At 50.2% G+C, this 13,452-nt stretch carries 14 protein-coding genes; 3 read left to right on the top strand and 11 right to left on the bottom strand.

The features are described 5' to 3' along the window. The first annotated feature begins 9 nt into the window (after positions 1 to 9). Positions 10 to 2,166 carry a pentapeptide repeat-containing protein gene (locus L855_RS08115; protein ID WP_159786559.1) on the top strand — a complete coding sequence of 719 codons (2,157 nt, stop codon included), beginning with the start codon at positions 10 to 12 and terminating at the stop codon, positions 2,164 to 2,166. Positions 2,167 to 2,168: 2 nt separating this feature from the next. On the opposite strand, the gene L855_RS08110 is transcribed toward L855_RS08115, so the two are convergent. The 9 genes from L855_RS08110 to L855_RS08070 form a co-directional block, all read right to left on the bottom strand. Continuing rightward, positions 2,169 to 2,381 carry an RpnC/YadD family protein gene (locus L855_RS08110; protein WP_159786556.1) on the bottom strand — a complete coding sequence of 71 codons (213 nt, stop codon included), beginning with the start codon at positions 2,379 to 2,381 and terminating at the stop codon, positions 2,169 to 2,171. 34 nt (positions 2,382 to 2,415) lie between these two features. Further along, positions 2,416 to 3,765 carry an IS200/IS605 family accessory protein TnpB-related protein gene (locus L855_RS08105; RefSeq protein ID WP_192925012.1) on the bottom strand — a complete coding sequence of 450 codons (1,350 nt, stop codon included), beginning with the start codon at positions 3,763 to 3,765 and terminating at the stop codon, positions 2,416 to 2,418. 286 nt (positions 3,766 to 4,051) lie between these two features. Beyond that, positions 4,052 to 4,240, bottom strand: coding sequence for a hypothetical protein (locus L855_RS08100; RefSeq protein ID WP_159786553.1), 189 nt, complete (start codon positions 4,238 to 4,240; stop codon positions 4,052 to 4,054). 103 nt (positions 4,241 to 4,343) lie between these two features. Continuing rightward, the gene (locus L855_RS08095; RefSeq protein WP_343039247.1) at positions 4,344 to 5,180 is read right to left on the bottom strand and encodes a formylglycine-generating enzyme family protein; all 837 of its coding nucleotides are present in this window, start codon (positions 5,178 to 5,180) and stop codon (positions 4,344 to 4,346) included. A 174-nt stretch (positions 5,181 to 5,354) separates the two neighbouring features. Next, positions 5,355 to 6,941, bottom strand: coding sequence for a formylglycine-generating enzyme family protein (locus L855_RS08090; RefSeq protein WP_246198762.1), 1,587 nt, complete (start codon positions 6,939 to 6,941; stop codon positions 5,355 to 5,357). Between the two features lie 34 nt (positions 6,942 to 6,975). Continuing rightward, positions 6,976 to 8,160 (bottom strand): hypothetical protein, encoded by a 1,185-nt coding sequence (locus L855_RS08085; RefSeq protein WP_159786547.1) that lies wholly within the window; start codon positions 8,158 to 8,160, stop codon positions 6,976 to 6,978. An 89-nt stretch (positions 8,161 to 8,249) separates the two neighbouring features. Further along, a complete protein-coding gene (locus L855_RS08080; protein WP_159786544.1) occupies positions 8,250 to 8,903 on the bottom strand; it encodes an AAA family ATPase in 654 nt (217 codons plus the stop codon). Positions 8,904 to 9,076: 173 nt separating this feature from the next. Beyond that, positions 9,077 to 9,346, bottom strand: a complete 270-nt coding sequence (locus L855_RS08075) for a MoxR family ATPase (protein WP_159786541.1) — start codon at positions 9,344 to 9,346, stop codon at positions 9,077 to 9,079. Between the two features lie 18 nt (positions 9,347 to 9,364). Continuing rightward, positions 9,365 to 10,939 carry a caspase family protein gene (locus L855_RS08070; RefSeq protein WP_159786538.1) on the bottom strand — a complete coding sequence of 525 codons (1,575 nt, stop codon included), beginning with the start codon at positions 10,937 to 10,939 and terminating at the stop codon, positions 9,365 to 9,367. An 85-nt stretch (positions 10,940 to 11,024) separates the two neighbouring features. Between L855_RS08070 and L855_RS08065 the strand changes: the two genes are divergently transcribed. After that, complete coding sequence (locus L855_RS08065; RefSeq protein WP_159786535.1) at positions 11,025 to 11,450, top strand: CU044_2847 family protein; 426 nt, start codon at positions 11,025 to 11,027, stop codon at positions 11,448 to 11,450. Positions 11,451 to 11,584: 134 nt separating this feature from the next. Here the strand turns inward: L855_RS08065 and L855_RS08060 are convergent, their stop codons facing one another. Continuing rightward, on the bottom strand, positions 11,585 to 12,106 hold the full coding sequence (locus tag L855_RS08060) for an HNH endonuclease (protein WP_425500601.1): 522 nt from the start codon (positions 12,104 to 12,106) through the stop codon (positions 11,585 to 11,587). Between the two features lie 384 nt (positions 12,107 to 12,490). On the opposite strand from L855_RS08060, the gene L855_RS08055 reads away from it, so the two are divergent. Then, positions 12,491 to 12,832, top strand: a complete 342-nt coding sequence (locus tag L855_RS08055) for a hypothetical protein (RefSeq protein ID WP_159786529.1) — start codon at positions 12,491 to 12,493, stop codon at positions 12,830 to 12,832. A gap of 82 nt (positions 12,833 to 12,914) precedes the next feature. On the opposite strand, the gene L855_RS08050 is transcribed toward L855_RS08055, so the two are convergent. Then, positions 12,915 to 13,337 (bottom strand): hypothetical protein, encoded by a 423-nt coding sequence (locus L855_RS08050; RefSeq protein ID WP_159786526.1) that lies wholly within the window; start codon positions 13,335 to 13,337, stop codon positions 12,915 to 12,917. Positions 13,338 to 13,452: the final 115 nt, after the last annotated feature.

Raw genomic sequence — 13,452 nt, 5'->3', positions numbered from 1 at the left:
GGTTCTTCTATGGCAAGCCCTTCGACTCCTATCACTCCACAACGTCTGTCACCCTGGTGGCGCAGTACGGTGCGACAACTCCCGATTCTGGTGCGTCGGGGCTGCGCCTTTGTGGTGGAAGTCTCCTTCATTGTGGGGAGTGCCGGGATTCCCTATGGCTTTGGTGCTTACGCCACGCAACGGGAGATTGGTGAGCCGGTTCCCCTGAGTCCGGTTTTAGCGGCTACAGAAGACCGTATGGCGCGGCTTCTGAGCCTTCCTGTGCGCCAACCGAATCGCAATGTTTCCCCCCTCACCAATCTGTTTTGGACGGGGGCCCTGGTGATGCCTCTGTTGGCGGGAGGCTGGCAGATTTATTTACTCTCTAAAACCGGACAAACAGACCCGAAACGCTGGTTTGGGGTCAAGGTGGTGGATAGTCAGGGGAGGCCGCCGAGTCTGGTTCAGATTATGTTACGGGAGGCGATCGCCCGCTGGGGCGTGTTTGGGGGCAGTGCTTGGCTACTCTGGCGCGTCACTGGGGCCTTTCCAGATTTGGGCATCTTGCTAGGACTGACTGGGGCGATTCTCTTGGCGGAAGCCTTAGCCTCTCGGTTTAACCGCCAGGGACGGGCCCTCCATGACCGATTGGCACAAACCTATGTTTTGGATGCCCTGGACAATCCCTATGGAGATTGGCAACAGGGAGAGTTAGAGCGCGATCGCCATTGGACTCAGGTGGAGGGAGAGGCCGTCAGTGCGATCGTCGTCTATCCGCACCCGGAACCCCAACCTCGGGCTGGGGGGAGTCTCTGGCTTTGGATGTTACGCAACCCAGCTACGACTCTGTTGTTGGTGTTGCTGTTTTGTCTGACGGCGGTGTTGGGAACCTTTGTGGGAACTCAGGTTTATATTCAGCAACAGGCCAACTCACGGGAGTTTCAGGAACAGGATAATCAGATGTTCTTGTCCCTGGTGGATAAACTGACCCCCGCTGCTGGGGCCGCTGATGGCCGCCGAGATGCCATTTTGGCCCTGGGAACCTTGAATGATCCCCGGGCCTTATCCTTGTTGGTGGACTTATTAGGGCAAGAAACGGAACCGGAGTTGATTGATGCGACCCAACAGGCGATCGCCTCCCGAGGTACAACCGCTATTGTTGACCTGCGTCGGCTCAACCAATCCCTGAAAACTCAGTTAGATTCCCTAGAATATGGGGGAACGGCTGAGGAAAAAGCCCTCCTCGCCCGTCGTCTGCGGGCCACCCAGCGGGCGATCGCCACCATCCTCAGCAACCACAGCGGCGAACTCCCCACCGCCGACCTCAGCCGCACCCATCTCGGCCAGGCGGCGACAGAGGTTCCCTTCACGCTGGTCTTAGATGGAGTGGACTTAGCCGGGATTCGCTTTCGCAGCAGCGTCTTAACCCGAGCCAGTTTCCAGGGGAGTCAGTTCTATGGGGCCGGGGAAGATGGACGGTTTGGCACCTATGACGATTGGATTGCCGACCTATCGGGAGCGGATTTGAGTTATGGCAACTTCGCTGGGGCTACCCTGACTCACGTTTGGATGTACCGCAGCAACCTCATGCAGGGGAATTTCAATCATGCCGATCTCCGTTTTGTCAGTGCAACGGGGTCTAATTTCAGTTCCGCGCAACTGGTGGGGGCGAATTTGGAGGGAGCGTCGTTACGTCAAACCAGTTTCACGGGAGCGGATTTGAACGCCGCCGACTTCACCAATTCTGATTTACAGGGAGCGAGTCTGACGCAAGTTCGGGCTGGGGGCAGTCTTTGGAGTTCAGCCAATGTCAGTCAAGCCAATTGGCAGGGAGCGGATTTAGCGGGGGCTGACTTCTCCCGAGGGAATTTAAGTAACAGCAATTTCCGCGATGCCAATTTATCTGGGGCTAATCTCCGCCGTGCCAATTTGGAATATGCCAGTTTTCATGGCAGTGATTTAAGTTGGGCCGATTTACGGGGGGCGAATGTCTCGGGGGCTGATTTTCAGGGAGTGACCTGGGAGGCGGCGGCATCAGAGGAGGAGAGTGAGTTTGTGGTTCGTTCGGATGAGGCTCAACCTCTCAGTTTTGTCGAGGGGGTTAACTTCAGTCGAGCGCGTAATTTAGACCGAGAGGCGGTGGCGTTTTTGTGCGATCGCGGGGCCATTCATCCTGATTGTCCTTAATGTCACGTCAGCAACCGTTGGACCTCCTCAACGGAGATATCAAGCAGTTGGGCGATGTTTTCTGGGGAATGGTTGCGATCGCGCATCCGTCGAATTAGGAGCCGTCGTTCCTCTTGACGGACTTCTTGGCGGGCCTCTTCCAGACCTTCTTGCCAACCTTTTTCCCAACCTTCCAAAAAGGCCTCTTTATAAAAGCGAGTTTGTATGAAGCTCACCCCACCTGCCTTAGGCGAGATGGGGGTGTCGGTGCTAACCCGAGACTAGATTATTAGTCCACAGGTCACACAAACAAGCCCAGCTTCTAGGCGAACGCCGAGAACGTTGGCTCGAACGTTCCTCACTGTCCTTTCGGCGAGTGAGCTGAAGAATACCTCGGGCAGCAATATTAAGCGCCCCATTAAGGTCTGCATTGTATCGCTTGCCCGAGGAAAATTTAGCCAGAGCATAGTTTTTGGAGTCGCGCCGCACCACTCCACTGCCGTCATAAGACAGCTTTGAGGTATAGGCGGCAACGATATCAATGACCTTGCCACCAATCTCTTGCCACTTCATCTCCGTCAAGTCCCGAATCATCCCCTTGAGCCATCCATGAAAGCGTTGACGCAGGTTAGAGCGTTTGCGCCCCCCCTTAGCCTTCCATCCTTTCAGGTTCTCAAAGACAATGGCATCGGCATTGAACTGTTGGGCAATCTGCACGATACGCTTGGAGACAATCTGTCCAATTTGGCGGTTGATGTGGCCACATTTGCGGTAGGTGTGAGAACAGAACCCTTTCTGGAGACGTCCGCCGTTTCCCATGGTCTGACTCGCTCGTTTAGATACCGATTTCAGCCGTTTATCCCGACGGTCTATGTCTCTCCCTGGGTGAATAAACTCCCGATAGGTTACAGTGCCGTCAAAATTCACGACTGCTACGGTAGCGGTGGTGTTGATACCCAGGTCAACACTGACAACTCGACCCTCTCCCTCCCGTTGGGGTGGATGACACTCAAACGGAACTGAGAGATGACAGGCCCGTTTCTGCTCATTAACAATGAGGGCGGGTGACCGTAGCTTGTTGCTATCTACGGTATGCCGTTCTCGTAAGCTGGTTATCCCAACAGTTGTCCAGACCCAATCGGTTCCGTTAAAGACCTTAATTTCGATGTGGCTGTAGCCATGCAGCTTATAGCATTGACCCTTATACAGGGTCGGGTAACAACCACTGTTGGGATTGAGGATTGGAGGTTTAGCATCCCGACGTTGACGAGTTCCCGATTGCCATTCCCGATATCGAGTCATGTAGCTACTGACTTGGCCAGCGGCGAAGACAATGGCGGCCCTTCGGTAGTAGCTGGGGAATTTGTAAAAGGTTTGGTCAAATTGCCGGTATTTGGGGTTAGGGTTCTTCGCGGTTTGGTGAATGAGTTTCTCGACGGCTAGAACCCGTTTTTGACTCGATAATGCTCCTAGAGACGGCCAATGGGTTAAGAGGATTCCCATCAAATGCCGACAGACACGACGATAGACCTCAACCGTCTGGCTCAGCAGCACTCGCTGGCTGGCTGTCGGGTTAAGATTCCATAGGTCTGTACGGATGATTGATGTGGTTTGTGCCATAACGGTATGATACCCCAAGGCTTGTCAGCTCGGCGGCTCCTTGACCCCCACCTGCCGTTCGGCGAGCTGGGGGAATGCGTCGCTATTTTGTTCAAATCCGTGATTTCAAACATTTGGGCAATCTCCTCGCGACTGGCCTTGGGAAGCCTCTAAACGACAAGAGTTTCAATCAATTCAATCAGCTCTCATTGTAGCGGCGTGGCGGGGAAACTCTATTCACCCAGACACTCGGTTTCTGGCAGAAACCGAGTGTCTCAACCCCCAGCCGGCCACCCCCGCGTCACACTTACGTCAGGAACCGTTGCACCTCCTCAACAGATACATTAAGCACTTGCGCGATGTCTTCTAGGGAGTAGTTGAGATCGCGCAGCCGTCGAATTAGGAGCCGTCGTTCCTCTTCCTGAGCCTCTTGACGGCCCTCCAAAAAGGCCTCTTGATAAAAGCGGGTTTGTTTTAAATCCGTAATTCCTAACATTTGAGCAATCTCCTCGTGATTGGCTTCGGAAAGCTTATAAATAACAATGGTTTCAATCGGTTGAAACAGAAAACAAAGAGCAACAGAGATAAAGCACCAAGGGCTATAGAGTCCGCGCCACGGAACAACAAACCCGAAAACCAAAGTTGCTGCTGCGAAAGTCAGGGGTAAGCCTGTTGCGATACGCAGAACGACAGTATCGAGGATTGTTGTACCAAGAACCACCCCGCAGGAGCCGGTATTTTTCTGTACCTTTATCGACTAAATCTTGATTACTCCAGGGAGAACCATCAGTTGGTGCACCCTCATAATTGCGATGCCAGAGATCGAAACACCATTCCCGAATATTGCCGTGCATATCATATAGCCCAAAGCCATTGGCGGGAAAACTTCCTACAGGGGTCGTCTGTTTACGATAGTCACCCTTGGGACTTTGACCATAAGTGTAATTACCATCATAGTTGGCCACATCAGTGGTTATAATATCTCCAAAGGAAAACGGCGTTGTCGTTCCCGCACGGCAGGCATATTCCCATTCTGCTTCACTGGGGAGCCGATAGTTCCGTCCGGTTGCCTGGGAGAGGCGCTTGCAAAACTCTACCGCCTCATACCAGTTGATTGCTTCAATAGGATGGGTTTCTCCTTTAAACTCTGATGGGTCAGGGTCAAGGTCATCCTCAATCTTTGGCAATCCCGTGATAACGGCACGCCACTGGCCCTGAGTTACCGGATATTTTCCTAGGAAAAACTCGGGAATCCTCACTAAATGTTGGGGAAACTCATCCTTATCAGTCTCTTCTTCCCCTTCTGCTGCTCCCATGAGAAATGTACCTCGGGGAATCTGCACCATTTCCAGTATCACCCCCCCTCCTAAGTCTTCTCGATATTGCCGGGCAGTTCGGGGACGACGGCGGAGGCGATATGGTATCAGGGAAGTCATAGTGGAGGCAGGGATAGATAGGAAGTCTTGCTTTAGCAATCCTAAATCACTTGTGGATTCTCGATCTAGGTATGGCAAGGGTTTAGGTGTCTCGAGCTTTCCACGACTCATCTAGGGTTGCTATTGAACAGAAAACATAAAGAGCAAAGAGCAAACAGAATCAAGCGCAAAGGTCTATAGATCTCGCTCCACGGAACAACAAACCCGAAAACCGATGTAGTTGTTGCGATGGCCCGGGGTAACCCTGAAGCGGGCTGCAGAACGACAGAACCAAGGGATGTAGTACCAAGAACCGCCGCGCAAGAGCCGGTATTTTTCTATACCTTTATCGACTAAATCTTCATTAATCCAGGGAGAACGATTAGTTGGCGCGCCCTCATAATTGTCATGCCAGAGGTCCAAACACCATTCCCGGACATTGCCGTGCATGTCATACAGCCCAAAGCTGTTGGCGGGAAAACTTCCCACAGGGGTCGTCTGTTTACGATAGTCACCTTTGAGACTTTGACCATAGGTATAGTTACCATCATAGTTGGCCACGTCAGTGGCTATAATGTTTCCAAAGGAAAACGGTGTTGTCGTTCCCGCACGACAAGCATATTCCCATTCCGCTTCACTAGGGAGTTGATAGTCTCGTCCTGTCGCTTGGGAAAGGCGATGACAAAACTCTACCGCCTCATACCAACTAACTCGTTCAACAGGATGAGTGTCCCCCTGAAACTCTGATGGGTTGGGTTCAAGGTCATGCTCAATCCTGGGCAGTCCCGTGGCAACAGCACGCCACTGCGCCTGAGTTATGGGATATTTCCCTAGGTGAAATTCGGGAATCGTCACTAAATGTTGGGGAAACTCACGATCACTAGCCTCTTCCTCTCCCTCTACTGCCCCCATAAGAAATGTCCCTCCAGGAATCTGCACCATTTCTAAGGTAAACACCATCTCTGGACTAAAAAGAGACTCCAGAAACTGCCACCCTTGACCCCGAGAAGGCTGGGTCACCACCTCTGACCCAACCTTTTTAAGTTGCACGGTTTCAAAAGCAAAGGGTTCGAGGTCAACCTCATCAGATGCCGTCACCGGCTCAAAATACCCTTGTATAAACTCAAACGTTTCCAGGTGTGGGAAGCCGTCATAGGGGGAAAACGGTTCAATAGTGGCTGATATCGCCAGCATTCCATCCATAACACTTTGAGGCATGGAGGTCTGAAGTTCTAACAAGGCTGGTTCCAACCCCAATTCTCGCAAGACATCCTCCTGGTCCTGCGCCAATTCAAGCCAACGTTGCCGCTCATCATCCCGTCCCTCAGCGGTGGCATCCCGCAGTCGTTGGCGCAGTTTCCGAGAAGCCTCATCGACGGGTAGACAGGCCAAGGCAAGCCAGTCAAAATTTTGCCCCAAGTCCTGAATTACTCTGGAATTACTCGGTAACTTCGCTGTCACATAAGCCGTCATAAACCTTGCCAGTTCCTGAAGTCGAGCCTCTCCAAAGCGGCTGTCCTGCCCTAACTCCCGTAATAAAACGGCCCGCACCTCCGGTTCCATCTCGTAGAGGTCATCACCCACACTGTCAAACCAGGGAAATAGCAACACCTCGGGAACCGCAATCCAGGGACAGTTGGGGAGAAAGTTTTCCCGCAAGCAATAGAGCAGTTCCGAGGTTACAGCAAAGGGAAATGCGGCATGATAGGCAAGGTCAAGATGGCGAAACCCATAGGTTTGCCGGAAACTGCGGATGATGCGGGGGAATGAGGCAATAGACAAGGGGTTCTTTATGGTGCTTTTTTGTGGTGCTTTTTTATTGCGGACGGTTCGTTGTCAGGGTCATCAGGCGCTGGTTACGGAGTTGGCTGAGGGCTTGACTGACTCCGGCTTGGCTGAGTTCAAACATGGCGCTGCCGAGGTGTTGCAGGTCGCTGGCGATGGCGGCGGCGGTGGTGTCTGGCCAGCGGTCTTCGGGCATGGGATTCACCCAGACAAGAGCGTGCAGATGGGGCTGAATCTGGTCTAGAAAGGCACGGGTTAGGGTCACTCTATCACTGTTGTATCCTCCTCGTGCGGCTCCCCCATCGCTAAAAATCAGGGCAACAGTACGGCTGGGGGAGAGACTGGCAAAGAGGTCATCGAAGAGTCGGATATCAGCCCCTTTGGCAGAGCAATAGACAAATCTCTCGGGGACATTACGAAAATAATACTGCTCGACGCGCTCAAAGTGTTTCGGTTCAACGGTGGCTAAAAGACAATCGCGGGGAAAGCGAAAGGGAACCATCGACCCATCCACATCGATGAGAAGGAGTAGTTCCAAGACATTGACTCGTTTGGCTTCTAGGGGAGGGCTTAAACAGCGTCCCTGGGTTGCCAGTTGGGTGAGGGTGGCGGCAATATCCACCTGACCTGTGGTGCCTCGTCGCAGCAGTCGCCGCACTTTCCGCCAGCTTCGGCGAGTTAGGCGGGGGTGAACGGGACTGTCTCTCGGTTGTAGGCGATAGCCTTCGTCGGAGGTCTCCGGGGGCGGTAAATCCCCTCCCTGAAAGGCACTGAGAGTTCTGGGACCCCGACGGGGTGCGGGGGGTTGCGGCGGCCGAGGAACGGTGGGGGGGGTTGCTGCTGAGGTTGAGTCGTTGGGGGTGGTGGAATCCGTGGTTGTTTCGGCGTTGGTTAGGTCGTTTGGAGTGGTGGAACCTACGACGTTTGGGGCGGCGGTTGGCTCAGTTAGAGTGGTGGAATCTGTGGCAGTTGGGGCGATGGTTGCGGCGGCTGTGCAGTGTTGTTGAAAGACACGTTCAAAATAACGAACCGTTGCCTCATCCTGAGTTTTGAGCCAGAGGAGACGACAAAGCTGTTTTAAGGAATCCTGACTGTTGACAGCTTGAGGTTGCCCGAATCCCAACTCTAGGGCAGTGAGTAGGAGGTGATAATCTTCGGGAGATAATCGCAGGGGGTCACGGAGTTCTAAGAATAATTTAAATAAGGGAAAAGACATGGGGGTTTTGATTTTTGGGTCAGGTGCATTCTGACGTGATTCATGGTTGTCGGTAAATGTTCTAGGTTTTTTCTATTATTTTGGCTAGGTTAAGACAGGCGATCGCGCTCTCCTTTGGATTTTAATAAAATTCCTGCATAGGCGGGGTTTTGGGCGATTGTATCAATTTTCTCCAACGCATCTGTCTGGCCAATTAAAACAGTAAGCCAGTCGAGAAGTTCGCTGGTGCTGGGTTTCTTGCCATAGGGAGGAACCTGGTTGCGAATGTCTAAAAATTTATCAATTGCTTTGTCGATAATCTCCTCCTGTTCCGACGCTGGGAAATGACATTTGATAATTTCCTTAAGATGATTGTCATCTGGGAAAGGCAAATAAAAGAACAAACAACGTCGTAAAAAAGCTTCCGGCAGGTCTTGCTCTTGGTTACTGGTAATAATCACAATGGGTTTCTTGGCTCCATCTTCCTCAGCCGGAACCCGCTTCTGAGTTTCATCAACAGTAAAATAGCTTTCTTCAAGAACTGAGAGCAAGTCATTGGGAAAGTCAATATCTGCCTTGTCAATTTCATCAATCAAGAGAATCGGCCGCCGTTCCTGATGTTGTAACGCTCGTCCCATTGCCCCCCATTCCAGATAGCCTTCGGGGTCAGAAAGACGTTGAATCAGTTGTTGTCGTTGTTCATCCTTCAAGAAGCGGTCTAAGGCAGGAGTTCCGACAAGTTGAGCGTCCCGTAATTTACCCAAGGCATCATAAATATAGCAGCCTTGTTTTGCGGTGGAGGTTGATTTAATGTTCCAGCGAAAGTAGGGCCAAGTTTGTATAAATATAGCAGCCTTGTTTTGCGGTGGAGGTTGATTTAATGTTCCAGCGAAAGTAGGGCCAAGTTTGCCCCTTTTCAAGATAGCGTTGTGCAAATTCATAGGCAATGGCAGGAGCCAGTAGAGTCTTGCCACAACCGTCCCTTTTCAAGATAGCGTTGTGCAAATTCATAGGCAATGGCAGGAGCCAGTAGAGTCTTGCCACAACCGGGTTCTCCTTGGAGAAAGAGAGGACGTTCTAGGGCGATCGCCAGATTAACGGCTTGGACTAAATCAGCATTGGGAAGATAGGGAAAGATCCGTTTTCGGCGATTGGGTTGAGGTTGGTACTGGGGTTGTCCAAGATATTCGAGAGGTGGAGTCGTCATTTTTTTTAAGTGAGTGTATTAACCAGCAAGAAACTGACGGGCAATATCTGAATACCAATCTAGTCCAAAGTGATCACAGAGTTCTGTGAAAACTTCTTCAGGTTTTGTATTGGGTTTTTGATTATAGTCAATCATATCTTTTTTAATGGCTTCAAGTGATCCATTTTTCAAGAAAGGATATAATTCAGTTTCGTGGTCGGTTAACCAGCGAAAATCTCGGGCTTGAAACCTCTGAGTCACTAATTCCACAAACTGCTCAGGATGTTCAGGGTCATAATCTGAGGAATGATTAAGTGGACAGGGGCGATCGCCCTTTTTTCCTAAGTCCACCATAAACAAAAGTAAAGGATTATCTAATGAATGATTTTGGTAAGTTTTTTGAGCGGCATTGACCAAAGGATTCCAAAAGGTATCAATTAGTTCTTCCAAGGTTTCATTGTCCAAATATTCCACCTGATACAAGACAAGAGCAACGGTTTCTCCAGTTTTACAGTTTTCCAGAATTCTCTCAATCAAGGCTTCTGGAGTTGCTTCAACCTCTAGCCATCTTGCCAATTTTTCTAAAATCCGTTCCGTATCTTGCCGTGTCGTCATCGTCAGCGTCTTTTTAATCGCTTTGGTAGAGTTGGGAACGTTTTGAACCCAAAGTTGTGAAAGTAACCATTTTTGTGCGCTATCCCGTTCTCCTCTAAGCCAAAATGCCCCAATTCTAGGATTAGCATCGTCTAAAAAAACTTGAAATTTCCGTTTTTGTTGTGCATAATTCAACCGACCTAGTATGTTGATAAAGTTATTTTTACTTCTCGGATTGACAGGAAAATTATTGACGATATCGATCGCTGCGCCTTGAGAGGAGGAGTCTGCTGCTTCTTGACCTGTTCCTCTTAGGGCAAGTCCCACTTCGTGAACTAATCCCGCAAACGTTAAAACTTTGGCTTTAGCATAATACTCATTCATTGCCGTCAAGATTGCTTCAGTGAATAAACCATGGCCACTCACATCAGATTCGTAGGCTAATTGAGTCCGACGACAGGACGCTAAAATTCCAAAATTTGGGTACTGAGATGGGAGAGTCATAATCATCTGAAGACTCTGTCTCTCTATGGTTCCTTCAACCACAGATCCCGCATAACAACAGTCCAATAGAACGACCAATTTTGTGGTTGAACGTCGTAACCGCTCAACCAGCAAACAATTAAAATCATCTAAAGGTATGGCATTTTGTCCTTTATCGTCACTATTGGATGCAGCTAGATACCCGACTGTTTGGCCACTCACAATTCTAGACGCTAAGAATCCATGCCCCCCAAAATAAATCAATAGTTCATAACTCGAATCTGTATTTATCAGAAAATCACGAATTTCCTGCACTAAATTCTCAAATTCACAATCACGATCAACAACCTGATAAAATCCTGGCTCACCACTACCTGGGCGAATATATTGACTAGGAACCCTGGTGACCTCGTACCCTCCATATTTTTCCAGATATTGGGCGACTTTCTCAGCATCACGGCAAGCATTTACTAAATTTCGCCAATAGGTCTGTCGATACTGTGAAATTCCGATAACGAGGGCATGGCGTTGGGGCATATCGCGTTGCAGTCAGTCCATTGCAGGCAGATCCAGTTTATAAGATGATGGGGGAATAATGCTATAAATTCATCAGAACTCAGCCATGGCGAATGAACTTCCCCTACAGATGTTGATCTACGAGGATGAGCAAAACAACCCCTACACCATCTATGTCCAGTCTCAGGATGCTGATCTTGTTGATCCCGATCGCCTACAAGAAAACCTGCAAGAGAAACAACCTTCGGGCGATCGCCCCAGTCGAGGATTCGGCGATATTCCCATCGATGAAGAAGCAAAAAAACAGGCTAAACGACGCGCCGAACAAGCTATTCAAACCCTGCGCGGTTCGGCTGGATTAGCCCTTCGAGCGTTCCGCAATTTAGGCGGGGCAGAAGTAGCAGAAATCAACCTGGAATTTGCCTTGAAATTTGCGGGAAAAACCGGAGTTCCTATGGTTACAGAAGGGTCGGCTGAAACCAATATGAAAATTCAAGTTAAGTTAAAGTTTCCTGAGAAAAATAGTGACTAATTAATCCTGAATTATGGATTAATCACGTGAACCGTCCGATTCACCCAGACACCCGGTTTCTGGCAGAAACCGAGTGTCTCAACTCCCAGCAACCCACCCCATCAGACAAAGCACAGATCATCTGAGCGATCGCCCTAATAATCCGCTCCCACCTCAAACTGATGCTCTTTCCAGAACTGTTCGGCGAAGGCCACACTGGGGTGCATCGGTGGTTTCGGCTGACTGCGTAACGGCATCCCCGCTTGCTGAGGAGTGCGATCGCCCTTGCGGGAATTACAACTACTACAAGCCGTCACCACATTATCCCAAGTATGAGTTCCCCCCTTAGACTTAGGAATCACATGATCCAGCGTCAGATTCTTGCGACTGCCACAATACTGACAGGTGTGATGATCTCGCCGTAGTACCTCCCGACGACTCACCCGAGGCACCTTCCAAATGCGCTCAGTTCCCGTGAACTTCATACGAATATGCTCAGGAACCTCCAACACCATCGAGGGCGATCGCACCTGCCAGAAACTCGCATCACTCGTAATTTGCAACGGTTCCGCTTTGCCCGCCAGCAGTAACACCACCGCCCGTCGTACATTAATCCGACTAATCGGCAGATAGTTCTGAGAAAACACAACTACCGACTCACTCAAAACATTGCGTATGCCGGTCACAATAAACCTCCCTATGCAAAACCCCCGCTTCAGAAACCAATCGAAGCGGGGGTGAGAATCTTGAAGTCCGGAAAAGAGCGGATGGTTGCGCTTATTCAAAGCAAGCGTCTAACCGAGTCGCCCCAAAGCCGGGACTATCCGCGTTATGATTCCACACCACCCGCGCCCTATCACCTCAAAACCTGAGAACCAGTTGTCAGGCGCAAGATTGACTCCGGCCGTCCCTGGACGGTCGGCAGACCAAAAATTCACTGAAACTGGCAGAAAATGATAGTTCACGGTGTAACAGGTAAAACGGTAGGCGCTTCAAATACGCCTTCTTGCATACTACACTAATAGTACAAATCTTGTCCACTGATTCCAGAGGTTAAGCTCATGCCCACTCAGACTCCCTCACCCATGTCAACCAGTCAGATGCAAGTGACTAGCATTCGCCTCGAACGAAGTCTCAAAGATAGACTTAAACAACTCTCCGGTTCCCAAGGCTATCAAGCCCTAGTTCGCGATATCCTCTGGAATTACGTTCAATACCAATCCGGCGACTATAAACCCGAATTTAGCAAAGCCGACATTCGCGCCAGTCTACCGGCGATCGCCCAAAAACAAGAACGCTGCGTCCTCACCGGAAAACTCATCGCCCCCAAAGAATCCATGCTCTTCGGCCTCACCGGGCAAGGAAGTCTAGTTCCCCTCAGTTTAGACAGCCTTGATCATTAATCTTTCCTAGACAAAAAACCTCCCGTCATCTCAGACAACGGGAGGTATCCGGGGGGATCATTCAGACCCCATATCAACGGACCTAGCGACGTTTAACGTCCTTGGCCATGTTACGGAACATATCCATACTGGTGTCAGTACGGACGTTACGACGCTCAAAAGACTCACCGAGATTGCTACTGTTACTCGTGTTGGTGCTGCTGTTGGCATTCATGCTGGCACCAGGAGTATTTCCCACACTGGGAGTCGGTTGGCTATTGCCAAACTTACGTTCTTCCATCGACGAGACATCAATGTAACGTTCCGTATCGCCAAGATTGAAATCTTTCTGTCCCTTGGGAAACGTGCGACGCACCTGTTTCGAGGTTCGCATGAAGTCGATGTCACCGTAGGTTTTAGCCGCGTCGTTGTCCAGGAAATACGCCTGGCTCGGCTGTTGTTGCTTAATGGTATTCTGTTCTTTCTGCTTTTTGCGTCCGAAGAGTCCGCGAATAAATCCGGTCATAATATAGCTTTCCCCAGCTCTGCGTATTGTTGTTGCTTATCTAAAGCATAACAAAAGTTAGCATATTTTTCTCATAATTTTTTAAGAAATGCGCTAGGGAACTGAGGCGATCGCC

The organism is Sodalinema gerasimenkoae IPPAS B-353 (assembly GCF_009846485.1).
GTDB classification, from domain to species: domain Bacteria; phylum Cyanobacteriota; class Cyanobacteriia; order Cyanobacteriales; family Geitlerinemataceae; genus Sodalinema; species Sodalinema gerasimenkoae.
This window is presented reverse-complemented; position numbering and strand designations above follow the sequence as displayed.